This window comes from Natrinema pallidum DSM 3751, assembly GCF_000337615.1.
Taxonomy (GTDB): domain Archaea; phylum Halobacteriota; class Halobacteria; order Halobacteriales; family Natrialbaceae; genus Natrinema; species Natrinema pallidum.
On sequence record NZ_AOII01000110.1, the window covers coordinates 1 to 14,461 of the forward strand.

The following is a 14,461-nucleotide window of genomic DNA, read 5'->3' on the forward strand; positions in this document are numbered from 1 at the left end:
CCTGCCGATACCGGGGATCGGCTCCGTCTCCGGCGGCGAAGACGCCCGCGACCTGCGTTTCGGTCGTCGCCCGGCCAGCGGCGTCCGATCGAGGACGGAGATATCCGCGCTCATCCCGTTCCACGTCGGTTCCCGCGAGGAACTCGGTGTTCGGCGTGTGGCCGATCGCATAGAACACGCCGCCGACATCGACGGTTTCCCGCACGATATCGTCGTCGGGGTCGGCTTTGTCGCTGGGATGGCCGTCGGGGTGTGAGATGAGGGTCGCGCCGGTGATGCCCTCCTTCCGTGAGCCGTGAAGGGCCTCGAGTTCCGTGTTCCAGCGGAATCCGATGGCGTCGTGGTCGCGGGCTCGAGCGGCCATGATTTCGGACGCACGCAGCGCTTCGCGGCGGTGAACGACCGTTACGTTGTCGGCGAACTTCGCGAGGAAGAGCGCTTCTTCCATCGCGCTGTCGCCGCCGCCGATGACGAGAACGTCGTCGCCGCGGTGGAACGCGCCGTCACAGGTCGCACACGTCGAGAGGCCGTAGCCCATCAGTTCGTCTTCGCCGTCGGCACCGACCCAGCGAGCGCTCGCACCGCTCGCGACGAGCAGCGTCCGCGTTCGCAGGGTCTTCCCGCCGGAGAGTTCGAGCTCGAACGGGCGCTCCGCGAGGGTCGCGTTCTCGACCGTCCCGTGCGTGAATTCGGCTCCGAACCGCTCGGCCTGCTCCTTGCCGTTCCCGATCAACTCCATCCCACCGATACCCTCGGGAAAGCCCAGGTAGTTCTCGATGTCGGTCGTCAGCGTTAGCTGGCCGCCCGGTTCGGGCCCTTCGAGTACCAGCGGCTCGAGGTCGGCCCGTGCGGCGTAGACGGCCGCCGAGAGGCCGGCGATGCCGGAGCCGACGATCACGATATCGTGAACGGTCGCGTCAGGTGGCCCGTTCATTCAGTGTATCCCTCGATCAGGCCGCGGAGTCGGTCCGCCGGCAGCACGCCGGTGTGCTGTTCGACCTGTTCGCCGTCCGCGAAGAGAGCGAGCGTCGGGACGCCGCGAACGCCGAAGGCTCCCGCAAGCTGCTGGTGTTCGTCGACGTCGACTTTCGCGATCACGGCAGCCGTCTCGCCGGCCAGTCCCTCGAGAACCGGCTCGAGCATCTGACAGGGGCCACACCAGTCCGCGTAGAAGTCCACGAGGACGACGTCGTGTGCCGCCGTGATGTCCTCGAGATGGGTCTCGCTCTCGATGGAGACCGGTTCGTCGATCGACTGTCCGGGAGTACCGCTGTGTGCATCGGTTGCCATCACGTCACCGTAGGAGCCATTGCCGTTTAAATGTTTGCGTATGTTGCACAATACAATCACGCGGATCGTAACTGGGTTATCGGCGGATAACGACCGATTTGCGAGATCAGNGCCGTTTAAATGTTTGCGTATGTTGCACAATACAATCACGCGGATCGTAACTGGGTTATCGGCGGATAACGACCGATTTGCGAGATCAGGCGACCCTTATCCGGTATTTCGACTCGACTCGAGTCCCCATTAGCGCAATATATGGTACCAAATTCGCCATCGGATGTGCACAGTACGCCAACTACTGCTTGCGAGGTCCAGTCGACTATATCGAGCCATGGACGGCACAGTAACCCGCGCGAAATACCCAGCCCGTTTCAGTACCGTTTTCGGGCCGAGGGTCGAGGAGATCGCGCAGCCGCAAACGTGTGCTGACCGGTCGAGGGAGGTCGATCCAGCGCTGCCGGGAGTACGGACACGGCGACGGGTTCGATTGTAACCGGCGCGCGTCTCCGAGCCCGGCGAGCGCGGCGAGTCCGGGCAGTGGGGCAACCATTCGGACGGTGCAACGAGAGACCATGGTGACCGTCTTTCCTGTGGCGGAGCGACGATCTGTCCCCGACTCGATCGAACTGGTACGGGGCACGAACTTGCCGGTGCTGCCCCAACTATCACCCTCCTTCGGAGTGATCGGACGGTATGTCCTATACGCACCAGACGCGTGTCCACGGCGAGTTCGACGATGTCGTTTCGACGACGATCGACGCCCTCGAGGACGAGGGGTTCGGCGTTCTCTGTGACATCGACGTTCGGGAGACGCTACAGCAGAAACTCGACGAGGACTTCCGACAGTACCGGATTCTGGGCGCGTGCAATCCGGGGTTGGCCTACCAAGGACTCGAGACCGACCTCGACCTCGGGACCGTACTCCCCTGCAACGTCGTCGTCTACGACGATGCCGACCATGTCGTCGTCAGTGCTGTCGACCCGCAGCGGCTGCTCGAAATCGCTGCCGACGACGCGCTGGATCCGATCGGCGAGGATGCCCTCGAGCGCTTCGAGCGCGTTCTCGAGTCCCTGTAGCACCGCGTTCCGACCAGCGCACAGCAGACCGATCGCCGCTCGTGTCCGTTCCGCTTCCCGGTCGTCACTTCCGGATCACGAGGACGGGAATCGGTGATCGGCGAACGACGCTGTTCCGGCGATGACCCTGTGTCCCGCTCTCGGCGGCGAGTCAGGCCGCGCAGTTGTTCGGGCCGAGCTCGAGGTCCGTCGCTTCGGACTCGTCTTCGGGCGGCTCCGTTCCCGTGTTGATTTCGATCACGCGCTCGTAGTTCGGCGGTTTGTCGGGGGCGGTCTCGACTAACCGCGCGACGAACTCGTCTTCGTCTAGTCCGAGCAGAGCAAGGTCGTCGCGGAGATCGCCCAGTCGAGCGCCGATCGGATCGCCCGGAGAGCCGACCTCGTATCGGTTGTCCGCCGTGACCGACACGTGTCCCGGGAGGATGTGCGTCTCGTCCGGTAATTCGAGGATCGTCTCGTGGATCGCGTCGTAGAGCAGTTCGGCGCCACTCGCCGCCTCGTCATCGCCGAATTGAAGCTCCGTTCGGCCGACGGATTCGACGAACAGCGTGTCGCCGGTCAGCAGCGCCTCGCCGTCGACGAGGTAGTTGACCATCTCGGTCGTATGTCCCGGGGTATGGAGCGTTTCGATCCCGATATCGCCGAGGTGGATCGTCTCGCCGTCGGCCAGTGGCTCGTAATCGTACTCGACGTCCCGCCCGCTGGCCTTAGCGCCGAGATGGTAGGGGACGTCCAACTCCGCCGCCAGTTTCGGTCCACCCGAGATGTGGTCGGCGTGGACGTGCGTGTCGAGGACGTGTTCGATCGTGAGTCCGGCCTCTTCGGCGACGATTTTGAACTGATCCGTTTGTCTGGTCGGATCGACGACCACCGCCGATGCGGCGCGTTTCGATCCGACGACGTAGCCGAGACAGCCTTTCGCCCGTCGCTGTAGTTGATGAACGATGAGGTCATCGGGTTCGGTCTCGAGGGGAACGACCTCGTAGATCTTGCTCCAGTCTTTCATGCCGCCTTTCACGACGGACACGTCGTCGTAGCCGTGTTGCTCGAGTTCGAAGCTAAACGGCGTCGAGGTAAGTCCCTTGCCGCAGATCGCGACGATCGGCTCGCCGTCCCCGGCCGCCGCGATGTGCTCGAGGTCCGCATCCGCGAACTCATCCGCCGGACCGAACGGGACGTTCTCAGCGCCGTGGATCCGCCAGCCCTCGTAACTGTCCTCGGGGCGCGTATCGATGAGCGTGAACGGTTCGTTCGAGTCGATCATCTCGGCGAGCCGGTCGGGATGGATCTGGTTCACCATTGGAATTGCCTTACAATATTAGCTGAGACGAGGGCGCCGATAGTTCTCCTCCCTGCACAGGCACCCCGGCTACCGGTATTGCTTTCGATGCTCTCGAAAAGGCGGTGTTGGCCGTCATGAGTCGTGTGTTGCAGGCTGCGACGACGACGGACTGGATAGGGAAAATCGAACCATCGACTGGCGTATCGTACTGATCCGGTTTCCCTACGAAACCCCTGGGGCAGTATCCGTCGTTCCCGGCCGCAATCTATCTTCGACCAGTAAATATATGTTATATACTCGGACGCCCTCTCTAGAACTGGTGAACTGAACCATGCAAAAAAACGTCGGCGGATTTGACCGCGGCGCACGGATCGTCGTTGGCCCGCTCCTCGTTCTCATCGGGATCGCAGTTCTCGAAGGGGTGCTCTCCCTGACGGCGGGGGCGTTCGGACTCGCTCTTGCAGTGATCGCTCTCGTCAGTGGCGCGGTGCTGACTACCACCGCAGTCACCCGGAAATGCCCCATGAACGCCCGTCTCGGTATCGATACGTCTCGAGGCGGAGTCGACTCCAGTTCTGAGGCCGAGAGGGACGAAAACCGCAGGGCCGGGCGACTGAGCTGAGATCTCGCTTCGCTACGGAACCCGACGAACCGCTCGACACGATCTTTGCAACGGGATTCGGGCGGTGCCTCGGGATCGCGAACGGGAGACCGATCAGCGTCGTTCTCACCCGATTGAACGTCCGGTTCGCTGGTAACGTGGTACTTTTTATCCCGCGATCATCCACGACAGTATGCAGAGCTTGCGCTGGCTTCGAATGAGCGAGGATGAGATCAACGAATTCCTCGGCCGAGGCGGAACGGGTGTCATTTCGTTCGCTACGGAACCGGACGAACCGCCCGTCTCGATACCCGTGTCCTACGGATACAGTGCGGAGGTCGAGCGGTTCTATTACCGGCTCTCCTTCCCACAGGACAGCAGAAAAGAGGCACTCGTAGACGGGCACGTCTCCTTCGTCACGCACCGTGAGACCGACGACGGCTGGCGAAGCGTCGTCGCCACTGGACAGCTCTCGTCCGTTTCCGATGCGCCGTACGAATCCGCCGAGATACAGGGAATGTGGTCGATCGAAATCCCGCTCGTCGACATTTTCGAGCGACCGCCGAGGGAAACGACGTTCCGGTATTTCAGCCTCGAGCCTGCGACCATGACGGGACGGAAAGAAACGAAGACCGACCTGTAGCGACGGGATACGGCGTGAAGCCCGCCAGCGTGTGCGGACGACTATGGAGGGATCGCCGACCCTGAGTGTGCGTTTCGGCCGGGTCCAGTTATTCGGTATGCGTGTCCCCGCCGTCGATGACGAGTGCCTCTCCGTTTACGTCCCTCGAGAGATCGCTCGCGAGGAACACCGCAGCGCCCGCGATATCCTCGGGGTCTCCGATCCGGCGCGACGGGATCGCTTGCGTGACCGCCTCGAGTTCGCTCAAGGTGGGCCGCGGATTGCGACGGGGACCTATAGTCGCAACTGAAACGATTCACACACTGATCGCAACGCCGTCGGGCGATCTGGTGTGCAGTGATTGTCAGTTGCTACGATAGCCCGTCCTCACGCGGTTAACACTGGCCGATCCGCCGATCGGACGATGCGTTCGGCTGCGCTACCGATCCGTTCGGTCCGCGCGTGGCTCTGTCCCTGATAGCCGATCACGACGAGATCGGCATCGAGTTCGTCAGCGGCCTTGAACGTTTCCTCCCAGGGGCGACCGTGGCAGACGTCCCACGTACACTCGATACCGGCGTTATCCGCGCGGTTGCCCAACTCCTTGAGCATCGCCTGCCCCTGTTCCTCGAGTTGGTTGAGTACGATCGCCGTACTACTCAGTGCTGGCTCCCCGTACCGGTGGGTCTCCACGCAGTACAGCGCGTGTACCCTCGAGTCGTATCGATCTGCGATCGCCAGGGCGTGTTCGACGGCGCGGTTCGCGGGATCGCTCCCGTCGGTCGGAACGAGAATCGTGTCGTACATCGAACCACGCTGACACACACCGGAGCCGGTGATATACCTTTCACCGCGACCGGTGACACGTTCCGATCAGGCCGTGATCACCGGTCGGCCGGTGTTCCGAACGACTCGTTCGGCGATACTACCCAGTTGTTGGTCGGGGCCCGACCCCAGTCCGCGGTTGCCGAGCACGACGAGGTCGGCCGCGATAGCCGCAGCATAGGTGTCGATTTCCTCGTCCGGCCGCCCCCGTCGTATTTCGGATGTGACGTCGATGTCCGATCGCGCGGCGACGTCGTCGAGGATCTCCTCGCCCCGTTGCTCGAGGTCTTCGAGGGCACCGTCGGATCCGGACAGCACCGCTTGCCCGTACCGCGTCGTATCGACGACGTAGATCGCGTGGAAGTCGGCGTCGAACGACGAGGCGAGATCGATCGCGTGGTCGACCGCGCGGTTTGCGGCGTCGCTTCCGTCCGTTGCCGCGAGGATCGTGTCGTACATCGTCGTCAGTCCTTCACACCAGGGCCGAATATATAGCTTACAGCAGTCAGCGACCATACATGTCTCACCCGTCCCGTCCGACGAGTACACCGCGCGGTTCGCTGGCTGACTCGAGTCCGGTCGAGTCGTCGCTGGCGACGGTCCCGTCTCGCCCGCTGGCGAAGAACGAAGACCGTGGGTGTCGAAGGACGGGTATGTACGACCGACTTTTGATCGCCGTCGACGGGAGCGACGAGGCCAAGCGGGCGGCGGAACGCGGGCTCGAGTTCGCCCGTGCCGTCGACGCGACCGTCGACGTCTTGTACGTCGTCGAGCGGAAGTCGCTCCGTCTCTCGCGTTCCGCCGACGAGAAGACGCGGCTTCACGAGCGCGGTAACGCCGCGCTCGAGGAAGTCGAGGCGCTTGCGTCCGCGATCGGCCAACCAGTGACGACGGCACTGAGAGAGGGAACGCCCGCCGATGGGATCACCGACTACGCGGCCGAGCGAGACGCGGACCTGCTCGTCATCGGCAGACAGGGGCTAACGGGGCTCGGAAAGCGACTCCTTGGCGGCGTCACGGAGCGACTGCTCCGCCGAAGCGACGTTCCCGTGTTCGTCGTCCCGACGGGTGCTGCGGATGCGACGACCGACTACTCGGATCTGCTCGTCCCCACTGACGGAAGCGATACCGCAGCGCTCGCTACCGAACACGGTGCCGCGGTCGCACGGCAGTACGGATCGACCGCCCACGTGCTCAACATCGTCGATCTGCAGGCTGCGGGCGGTGCATTCGATGTCGGTGGGCTCGAGCGGGACTTCGTCGATCGACTCGAGGCGGACGGCGAGGCGGTCGTCGAGGACGCGGCGACGGAGATCGGTGCCGTCGCGCCTGCCGTCACGACCGCTGTCGTGCGGACGATGTCGTTTGACGGCGTCGCGGCCGGCATCCGCGAGTACGTCGACGATGTCGGTATCGACCTCATCGTCATGGGGGCTCGCGGGCGATCGAATCTCGGTCGCCGAGTCCTCGGCAGCGTCACCACGACGCTCATTCGGAGCGTCGACGTTCCCATACTGGTCGTAACGCAGTCGTAGTCCCCGATCCGCCGTCCCGTCCGTTGCGATCGCCGGGTCGATGCTCACGAGTCGGCCGCGAGATCGCCAAGAATCCGATCACCGAACGCGAGTACTAGAAGCGCACCGACCAGATCGAAGACGAGGTCGAGGGCGGTGTCTTTCGGCCCGTACGAGACGAGTACCGGCTCGAGTCCGAGACGGTTTCCCGCGGAGTGAACGGCATACTCGAGGAGTTCCCAGAGGAGTCCGAGACAGACGACGACGGCGACGACCCGGGGACCGGGATCGCGACCGCGGTGCCGACTGAGTGCGAACACGGCACCGGCCAGGATCGACGAGGAGTGGGTATGCGTGAGGTGATCCCACCACCACACGTCGTCGTACGGGCCGAGCATGCCGACGGCGTGGGTGACCATTCCGAGCCGCACGTACAGACGCTGCCACGGACGGAGTTCGATACCGTACGCTCGTTCGGCGAAATCCGGCAGACACGTTCCGATCGCGGCGACGATGGCGTTTACGACCGCACCCGGATCGCGCCGTCGCACGCCGACGACGAACACCGCGAGCAACGTACACCGGAGTCCGCGCTGTGCCGTGCGTTCGGCCGATGCCGTCATCGTTTCAATTCGTAGTGGTTATGCGGCACACATAGGCGTATCGGCCCGGTCCCGACCACGGACGGTCGTGCCGTTTTGCTGCCGGACGGTCGAGGCCGACCACGAACGGTCCCACGTGTCGACCCTCACCCCCTACAGTTAATCAGCGAGCTGGTGAACGAACGGCTATGTCACCGACCTTCGATGCGATCGACTCGATCCTCCTGCCGACGGACGGCAGCGACGGCGCTCTCGCGGGGGCGAAACGCGGCGTCGATCTCGCCGCGATGGCCGATGCGACCGTTCACGTTCTTTCGGTCATCGAGACATCGGTGATCGATAGCGTCTCGTCCGCGCTCGAGTCCGCGTCGGCTGCCGACGAGCAGCGGGCCGCGCTCGAGGCCGACGCCGAGTCGGCCGTCGAGTCCGTCGCGACGATGGTCCGGAACCGACAACCGGGGCTCGAGGTCACGACAGCCACGGAACGGGGAACGCCGTTTCGGGTCATCGACCGCTACGTCGACGCGCGGGACATCGACGCGATCGCGATGGGGACGACGGGCCGCACTGCCCTCACGCGCGTCGTTCTCGGGAGCGTCACCGAAAACGTCCTCCGGAGCGTCGGCGTCCCGGTACTTGTCGTGCCGCCGGCGGCGAGTGAGTCGCGGCTTACCGAGTCCACCGTCGAGAACGTGCTCTTGCCGACCGACGGGAGTGACGGGGCGGCGGTCGCCGTCGACTGGGGGAGCAGGCTTGCGGCGGCCTTCGATGCGATGGTGCACGCGATTTATTCGGTCGAGACGAGTCGCTTCTCGCCGCAGATGGACCCCGGTGAGATGCTGGCCGACCTCGAGCAACCCGGCGAGGAGGCGCTTCAGACGGTTCGGGAACACACGCGAGAGCGTGGCGTCAGCCTCGCGGGAACCATCGCAACGGGGCCGCCGGCGAGGGTCATCCTGGACTACGCCGCCGACAACGAGATCGATCTCATCACGATGGGAACGCATGGCCGTTCCGGGTTCGAACGCCACTTCCTCGGCAGCGTCACGGAAACCGTCGTCCGGAACGCCGAGCGACCGGTGGTTTGCGTTCCGATGAGCGGCGAGTGAGAGACGCCGACCCGGACGCTCGGCCGGCGGCGACTGCTCCTGTCGAAGCGCCTCCAAGGATTCACAGCCGGTCACGGTATTATGTCGCTGGATCGCGTGACGAGACATATGAGTGACCGCTTTCTCGTTCCGTACGATGGGTCCGAACCGGCGACCGACGCGCTCGAGTACGCCCTCGAGAAGTTCCCTGACGCGGATGTCGTCGCCCTGTACGTCGTCCCCGTTCCGGACGGGTACTGGGGAGCGTTCCCGGACTCCGACGCACGGGGTCCCGATATCGACCAGGCCCACGATATCGGGCGCAATATCATCAATGAAGCGTCCCAAGTCGCCGCGGATCACGGTCGCGATATCGAGACCGAGATTGCGACCGGGAAACCAGATCACGAGATCGTCGAGTTGGCGGAGACGGGAGCGTACGACACGATCGTCATCGGAAGCCACGGCCGTGAGGGAATTTCGCGCATCCTGCTCGGCAGCGTCGCGGAAAACGTCGTCCGCCGGTCGCCGATCCCCGTCATCGTCGTCCGGTAGCCGTGTTACAGGCAGCAGGCCCCACCTCCCGCGTTCACACCGACACACTGGTGCTTCGGTTCGACTCGAGATGCCCGGATAGTATTTTGAGACTCCGCGAGGTACGCCAGTTCGATGTCTCGGCACCTACTGGTTCCCGTCGACGGATCGCCGCTGTCCAACCGAGCACTGGAGTTCGCGTTCGAGGAATTCGACGCTGCCGCGGTCGTCGCGCTCCACGTCCTCGATCCCACTGACCCCGGGTACAGTTCTCCGACCGATGTCACCGTCAAAACCGAACCGCCCCGCGGTTCCGACGAGTGGTACGAGCGGGCAACCGAAGAGGAAGAGAAGATCTTCGACGACGCGCGCGAACTGGCGAGCGACTACGGTGGCGAGTTCGAGACCGAAACCGCAGTCGGTGCGCCCGCTCGCGAAATCGTCGACTACGCCGAGGAGAGCGGGATCGATCACATCGTCATGGGCAGCCACGGACGAACGGGCACAACCCGACTGCTGCTCGGCAGCGTGACCGAAATGGTCGTCCGCAGATCGCCGGTCTCCGTTACCGTCGTCCGCGACTGAACTGGTCGGCCGTCGTCACCCGCCCAGGGATCGGTTTCTACGCCGCTCACGAGTTGCCGACGATCGATGCTGACACTCTCCGACCTCGGGTGTCAGGCATCAACCGGGCACAAACAGGTTCAGAACCGCGACGACGAGTCCCGCAAGCCCCATCCTGACGCCGGCGATGATCCAGTTCTGTTTCGATATCGAGCCGAGGTACGCACCGAACGTAAAGAGCACGGCGACGCCGACGCCGATAGCGAGCAGCGTCGCCTCGAGCATGGAGATGACGCCCTGACCGAGAAACGGTCCCAGCGGCAGGAGGATACCGATGAGCGGGCCGATCCCGCTCGCGATCGCGTTGATCTTGCGCGCGCCCGCTCGTCGCCGCTGGACCGTCGTGTCCTCGAGCTCGGTCAGCATCGCTCGCTCGAGTTCGAGTAGTTCGGCCTGTTTCTCGGCGCGTTCGATCTCCCAGACGCTCCAGACGCCCGACGTACACAGCCCGACAGCCGCGCCGAGGCCGATCGTGATCACGGTGAGACCGTCGGTCACGCCCGACAGATACGCGCCGACGACGACGCCGATGCTCGTCAGCGTCCCGTCGAACCCGTTGGAAATGAAGTACCGCCGCGAGATCGATCTGACCTCCTCGTCCGCGAGAAGACCGTGGATGGCATCGAGGCGGTCGCGGAGCGACGGCACGTCACTCACCGATCCTGGGGCGTTCCGCGCTGTTCGACGAGACGCTCGCCGCAGACGACCTGGTCGACCGAGTGCACCGTCCCGCCGAGGTCGGTGATGGCCCCCTCGAGCTCGGCCGCGTCGATAGCGTCGCCTTCGATCGTGAGTTTGAGGTTTTGGACCTCGCGGTCGGTCTCGACCAGGACGGCGTTGACGCCGGCAACACCCGCGCAGTCGGCCGCTGCGTCGGCGAACTCGAGGATGTCCGGCTCCTGTGGCTTCATGACATCCAGGACGAGGCGTTTGATCGCGGCGGTCATGGTGTGGTCGGTCGACTTCGACGGCCTTAGTGGCAGGGGGCGGGTCCCGGATCGGACCACGACGTGCGCCAACACTGGCCCCCAAGCGGGTTCGCGTCCGGTCGCTCGAGCCTCGAGCGTTTCGACCCGGAAAATCGGCTCTGACCGTCCGGCACTCCGGCCGGGAGTTCGCGGACGGATCGCGACGGGGTGCCCGCGGTCACCGAGCACCTGCCGGTTCGGCGGCTATCGCTGGTGCTGAATGACAGGCGAGCCGATAGACGAATTATATCCCGCGGTGCTGTAGTCCGGCATACGGATGACGATCGATGAACTCGGCGGCTACGGCATGGAACAGATGGACGAGGAAGCGGTAACGAAATTCCTCACGATTCAAAGCCAGGGCGTTCTCGGACTCCCCACGGAGAACGGGCCGTACCTCCTTCCGATGTCGTATGGCTTTGACGGGGACTCGCGACTCTACTTTTGGTACGTCGTCGGGTCCCAGAGCCGGAAAGCGGCCCTCTCCGACCAGGCGACGACCGCCAGTTTTCTCGTGTACCGGGCCGAGATGTTTCACTGGCAAAGCGTCCTCCTGACGGGGACGATCCGACGCCTTCCCGAAGCGAAACGGGAAACGCTCCCGGAATCTCGGACCCCAGCCTGGCAGCCGGAAGTGATCGAGACGGCGAGCGAGACGGAGGCAACTCGCTTGTACGAGTTCCGGATCGACGAACGGACGGGCGTGAGACACGACCTGCAGGCACCGTCGTTCGACCAGCGATCGAGCAGGGACGAGTAACGGTGGTTGGGGCTCCGCTGTGCGATCGCCGCGGAATCGCCCGCACCGGTTTTTACGGCCGCGACGGGATCACCGATCCATCCGCCGGACGAGCACGCCGACCGCGACGTACGCTGGGAGACACAGGGCGAGGACGATGCCGATGAGTCCCCAGTCCGCCACCTCGAGCGGGACGGTCCCGAAGTACCGAGTGAGCGGCGTGTATAGCACGCCGAGTTGGAGGGCGATCGAACTCGCGACGGCGGCTGCGAGCCACGGGTTCGACAGCGTCGGCGTTTCGCGCAGCCAACGAACGACGTAGAGTTTCACGAACTCGAGGCAGACGAACGCCGTAAAGACCATCGTCAGTGCGTACGCCGTCACCGTGGGAGCGCCAGCGAGCGTGTAGAACATCAGCGCGAGGACGACGACCGTGGTGACGGCTCCGGTGCCGCCGATCAGCCCGAGCATCGGCCGATCGATGATGCTCCGATCGGGATCGCGCGGCGGTCGATCCATCACGTCGTCGCTGACCGGATCGGCACCCAGCGCCAGCGCCGGCAACCCGTCGGTCAGGAGGTTGATCCACAGCAACTGCACGGCCGGCAGGATGAGGTAGCCGGACAGCGAGGCGAGGAAGACGATCGCAACCTCGGCGACGTTCGCACTCAGGAGGTAGGCGACGAACTTCCAGATGTTGTCGAAAATCCCTCGTCCGCGTTCGACGGCGCGTTCGATCGTCGCGTAGTCGTCGTCCAACAGGACGATGTCCGACGCCTGTCTGGCGACCTCCGTCCCGCGAATCCCCATCGCCACACCGACATCGGCGTTTTTTAGCGCCGGCGCGTCGTTGACGCCGTCGCCCGTCATCGCGACGTCGTTTCCCCGCTTCTGTAACGCCTGGAGGATGCGTACCTTGTGCTCCGGCGTCGTTCGCGCGAACACGTCGACGGAGTCGACCCGATCCCGGAGCGTTTCGTCGTCCAGTCGTTCGATCTCGTCGCCCTCGAGCACGGCGGTCCCGATCCCCAGCGAGTCGGCGATCGCCCGCGCAGTCCGGACGTTGTCGCCGGTTACCATCTTCACGCCGATCCCCGCGTGCGTCGTCCGGGCGATCGCGTCGGCGACCTCCTCACGGGGCGGATCGATCATTCCGGTCAGTCCCACGAACGTCAGCCCGTCGGCGAGGTCGTCGGCATCTGTGACCGGTTCGCGGTAGGCCATCGCCAGCACCCGGAGCGCGTCGTCGCCGAACGCCCGAACCGTCGTCTCGACGCGCTCGCGGCGCTCGTCAGTCAGTGGTTTCGGCCCAGCAGCTGTCAGAATCCGATCGCAGTGCTCGATGACGACTTCCGGCGCGCCCTTGACGTAGCCGATGTCGTCGTGGACGGTTCCCATCCACTTCCGGTCCGAGGAGAACGGCACCTCGTCGGTCCGCGGGTTCGATTCCCGACGCCCGTCGACGTCGAGTCCGCGGCGGTCCGCGGCCGCGAGCAGCGCCTGCTCGGTCGGATCGCCGTCCTCGAGCGTCGAGTCGTTACAGAGCGCGCCGATCTCGAGGAGGAGGTCCTCGCGGTCGCCGACGCCATCCCCACCGATCTCGTCCCCGTCGGTCTCCCCCGAGTCGAGGTCGACGACCGCATCGTTGACCCAGAGCCTGCTGACGGTCATCCGCCCCTGGGTGAGCGTGCCCGTCTTGTCGGTACAGACGACGTCGACGGCACCCAGCGCTTCGACCGCGGGGAGCCGCCGGACGAGCGCGTTCTCCGCGGACATCTTCCGGACGCCGAGCGCGAGCGTGAGCGTGACCACGGCCGGCAACCCCTCCGGAATCGCCGCGACGGCCAGTGAGACCGCGGTCAGTGCGGCCTGGATCGCGGCCGTTCCGCGGAGGAACAACAGCGGCGCGACCAGCGCCGCGAGGACGATGACACCGAGTCCGAGGGTCCGACCCAGTTCGTCGAGTTCGTCCTGCAACGGCGTCCGCGTCGCCTCGGTCGTGGCGAGTTCCCGAGCGATTCCGCCGACTTCGGTTTCCATTCCCGTCCCGGTAACGACCGCGACACCCTTCCCGCGGGTGACGCTCGTCCCCTTGTAGACCATACTGGCCCGCTCCGCGAGCGGGGTCCCCGACTCGACCGGCGACGGCGACTTCGAAACCGGAACGCTCTCACCCGTCAACGACGCCTCGTCGACCTCGAGATCGGACGTCTCGAGGAGCCGCCCGTCCGCGGGGACGACATCGCCACCGCGCAGGACGACGATATCGCCCGGGACGAGCCCCGTCGCATCGATCGGTCGCACCTCGCCGTCGCGTCGAACCGTCGCCGTCGGTGCGGCCAACTCCCGCAGCGACTCGAGGCTCCGCTCGGCCCGGTAGTCCTGGACGAAGCCGAAGACCCCGTTCGCCACGACGATGATCGTGATCAGGATCGCGTCGACGGCGTGCCCGGCCCAGACCGAGAGGCCGGCCGCGGCCAGCAACACCCAGATCAGGGCGCTGTTGAACTGCGCGACGAAGATGTCGACCGGCGATCGGCCGCCGCCCCGAACGATGTCGTTCTCGCCGTGCGCCTCGCGTCGCCGCCGTACCTCGTCGCCGGTCAGTCCGTCGGTTCGGGACTCGAGGGAGGAGACGACGCGCTCGGCCGGGAGTTCGTGTGGCTTTTCGGACACTACCGGGGAGTTCATTCCGGAC

General features: G+C 64.9%; 18 protein-coding genes. 8 read left to right on the top strand and 10 right to left on the bottom strand.

Annotation, left to right across the window (positions count from 1 at the left end):
• Positions 1–934, bottom strand: a 934-nt coding sequence (locus C487_RS18185) for an NAD(P)/FAD-dependent oxidoreductase (RefSeq protein ID WP_006187312.1), incomplete at its 3' end; no start/stop codon positions are given.
• Positions 931–1,290, bottom strand: a complete 360-nt coding sequence (trxA, locus tag C487_RS18190; RefSeq protein WP_006187313.1) for a thioredoxin — start codon at positions 1,288–1,290, stop codon at positions 931–933. The genes C487_RS18185 and trxA, both read right to left, overlap by 4 nt.
• A 690-nt stretch (positions 1,291–1,980) precedes the next feature.
• Between trxA and C487_RS18195 the strand changes: the two genes are divergently transcribed.
• Entirely contained in the window at positions 1,981–2,364 is a 384-nt protein-coding gene (locus C487_RS18195) for a DUF302 domain-containing protein (protein WP_006187314.1), read from the top strand.
• Between the two features lie 151 nt (positions 2,365–2,515).
• Here the strand turns inward: C487_RS18195 and C487_RS18200 are convergent, their stop codons facing one another.
• Entirely contained in the window at positions 2,516–3,664 is a 1,149-nt protein-coding gene (locus C487_RS18200; RefSeq protein WP_006187315.1) for an MBL fold metallo-hydrolase, read from the bottom strand.
• Between the two features lie 313 nt (positions 3,665–3,977).
• On the opposite strand from C487_RS18200, the gene C487_RS18205 reads away from it, so the two are divergent.
• Positions 3,978–4,268 (top strand): YgaP family membrane protein, encoded by a 291-nt coding sequence (locus C487_RS18205; RefSeq protein WP_006187316.1) that lies wholly within the window; start codon positions 3,978–3,980, stop codon positions 4,266–4,268.
• A gap of 172 nt (positions 4,269–4,440) precedes the next feature.
• Positions 4,441–4,890: a pyridoxamine 5'-phosphate oxidase family protein gene (locus tag C487_RS18210; protein WP_006187317.1), complete on the top strand. Its 450-nt coding sequence runs from the start codon at positions 4,441–4,443 to the stop codon at positions 4,888–4,890.
• An 88-nt stretch (positions 4,891–4,978) separates the two neighbouring features.
• On the opposite strand, the gene C487_RS19860 is transcribed toward C487_RS18210, so the two are convergent.
• The 3 genes from C487_RS19860 to C487_RS18220 form a co-directional block, all read right to left on the bottom strand.
• Positions 4,979–5,137 (bottom strand): SDR family oxidoreductase, encoded by a 159-nt coding sequence (locus tag C487_RS19860; RefSeq protein ID WP_006187318.1) that lies wholly within the window; start codon positions 5,135–5,137, stop codon positions 4,979–4,981.
• A 119-nt stretch (positions 5,138–5,256) separates the two neighbouring features.
• A complete protein-coding gene (locus C487_RS18215; RefSeq protein ID WP_006187319.1) occupies positions 5,257–5,676 on the bottom strand; it encodes a universal stress protein in 420 nt (139 codons plus the stop codon).
• A 66-nt stretch (positions 5,677–5,742) separates the two neighbouring features.
• Complete coding sequence (locus C487_RS18220) at positions 5,743–6,153, bottom strand: universal stress protein (RefSeq protein WP_006187320.1); 411 nt, start codon at positions 6,151–6,153, stop codon at positions 5,743–5,745.
• 194 nt (positions 6,154–6,347) lie between these two features.
• On the opposite strand from C487_RS18220, the gene C487_RS18225 reads away from it, so the two are divergent.
• Positions 6,348–7,229: a universal stress protein gene (locus tag C487_RS18225; protein ID WP_006187322.1), complete on the top strand. Its 882-nt coding sequence runs from the start codon at positions 6,348–6,350 to the stop codon at positions 7,227–7,229.
• A 44-nt stretch (positions 7,230–7,273) separates the two neighbouring features.
• Here the strand turns inward: C487_RS18225 and C487_RS18230 are convergent, their stop codons facing one another.
• On the bottom strand, positions 7,274–7,831 hold the full coding sequence (locus C487_RS18230) for a hypothetical protein (RefSeq protein ID WP_006187323.1): 558 nt from the start codon (positions 7,829–7,831) through the stop codon (positions 7,274–7,276).
• A 167-nt stretch (positions 7,832–7,998) separates the two neighbouring features.
• On the opposite strand from C487_RS18230, the gene C487_RS18235 reads away from it, so the two are divergent.
• The 3 genes from C487_RS18235 to C487_RS18245 all read left to right on the top strand — a co-directional run bounded on the left by C487_RS18235 (position 7,999) and on the right by C487_RS18245 (position 10,017).
• Positions 7,999–8,919, top strand: coding sequence for a universal stress protein (locus C487_RS18235; protein WP_006187324.1), 921 nt, complete (start codon positions 7,999–8,001; stop codon positions 8,917–8,919).
• A 108-nt stretch (positions 8,920–9,027) separates the two neighbouring features.
• On the top strand, positions 9,028–9,453 hold the full coding sequence (locus tag C487_RS18240) for a universal stress protein (protein ID WP_006187325.1): 426 nt from the start codon (positions 9,028–9,030) through the stop codon (positions 9,451–9,453).
• Positions 9,454–9,567: 114 nt separating this feature from the next.
• Positions 9,568–10,017, top strand: a complete 450-nt coding sequence (locus C487_RS18245) for a universal stress protein (protein WP_006187326.1) — start codon at positions 9,568–9,570, stop codon at positions 10,015–10,017.
• 99 nt (positions 10,018–10,116) lie between these two features.
• On the opposite strand, the gene C487_RS18250 is transcribed toward C487_RS18245, so the two are convergent.
• Together C487_RS18250 and C487_RS18255 are read right to left on the bottom strand one after the other, a co-directional pair.
• Positions 10,117–10,713: a VIT1/CCC1 transporter family protein gene (locus tag C487_RS18250; RefSeq protein ID WP_049908269.1), complete on the bottom strand. Its 597-nt coding sequence runs from the start codon at positions 10,711–10,713 to the stop codon at positions 10,117–10,119.
• On the bottom strand, positions 10,710–11,003 hold the full coding sequence (locus tag C487_RS18255; RefSeq protein ID WP_006187328.1) for a DUF211 domain-containing protein: 294 nt from the start codon (positions 11,001–11,003) through the stop codon (positions 10,710–10,712). The genes C487_RS18250 and C487_RS18255 overlap by 4 nt, the downstream gene beginning before the upstream one ends.
• A 298-nt stretch (positions 11,004–11,301) precedes the next feature.
• Here C487_RS18255 and C487_RS18260 point away from each other — a divergent pair, with 298 nt between their 5' ends.
• Positions 11,302–11,784, top strand: coding sequence for a pyridoxamine 5'-phosphate oxidase family protein (locus C487_RS18260; RefSeq protein ID WP_006187329.1), 483 nt, complete (start codon positions 11,302–11,304; stop codon positions 11,782–11,784).
• Between the two features lie 69 nt (positions 11,785–11,853).
• Here the strand turns inward: C487_RS18260 and C487_RS18265 are convergent, their stop codons facing one another.
• Positions 11,854–14,439 carry a calcium-translocating P-type ATPase, PMCA-type gene (locus tag C487_RS18265; protein ID WP_006187330.1) on the bottom strand — a complete coding sequence of 862 codons (2,586 nt, stop codon included), beginning with the start codon at positions 14,437–14,439 and terminating at the stop codon, positions 11,854–11,856.
• Positions 14,440–14,461: the final 22 nt, after the last annotated feature.

Bases quoted from the DNA above. Each gene is read 5' to 3' on its own strand.
- trxA (WP_006187313.1), bottom strand. From the start codon at position 1,290: ATGGCAACCGATGCACACAGCGGTACTCCCGGACAGTCGATCGACGAA.
- C487_RS18195 (WP_006187314.1), top strand. From the start codon at position 1,981: ATGTCCTATACGCACCAGACGCGTGTCCACGGCGAGTTCGACGATGTC.
- C487_RS18200 (WP_006187315.1), bottom strand. From the start codon at position 3,664: ATGGTGAACCAGATCCATCCCGACCGGCTCGCCGAGATGATCGACTCG.
- C487_RS18205 (WP_006187316.1), top strand. From the start codon at position 3,978: ATGCAAAAAAACGTCGGCGGATTTGACCGCGGCGCACGGATCGTCGTT.
- C487_RS18210 (WP_006187317.1), top strand. From the start codon at position 4,441: ATGCAGAGCTTGCGCTGGCTTCGAATGAGCGAGGATGAGATCAACGAA.
- C487_RS18215 (WP_006187319.1), bottom strand. From the start codon at position 5,676: ATGTACGACACGATTCTCGTTCCGACCGACGGGAGCGATCCCGCGAAC.
- C487_RS18220 (WP_006187320.1), bottom strand. From the start codon at position 6,153: ATGTACGACACGATCCTCGCGGCAACGGACGGAAGCGACGCCGCAAAC.
- C487_RS18225 (WP_006187322.1), top strand. From the start codon at position 6,348: ATGTACGACCGACTTTTGATCGCCGTCGACGGGAGCGACGAGGCCAAG.
- C487_RS18230 (WP_006187323.1), bottom strand. From the start codon at position 7,831: ATGACGGCATCGGCCGAACGCACGGCACAGCGCGGACTCCGGTGTACG.
- C487_RS18235 (WP_006187324.1), top strand. From the start codon at position 7,999: ATGTCACCGACCTTCGATGCGATCGACTCGATCCTCCTGCCGACGGAC.
- C487_RS18240 (WP_006187325.1), top strand. From the start codon at position 9,028: ATGAGTGACCGCTTTCTCGTTCCGTACGATGGGTCCGAACCGGCGACC.
- C487_RS18245 (WP_006187326.1), top strand. From the start codon at position 9,568: ATGTCTCGGCACCTACTGGTTCCCGTCGACGGATCGCCGCTGTCCAAC.
- C487_RS18255 (WP_006187328.1), bottom strand. From the start codon at position 11,003: ATGACCGCCGCGATCAAACGCCTCGTCCTGGATGTCATGAAGCCACAG.
- C487_RS18260 (WP_006187329.1), top strand. From the start codon at position 11,302: ATGACGATCGATGAACTCGGCGGCTACGGCATGGAACAGATGGACGAG.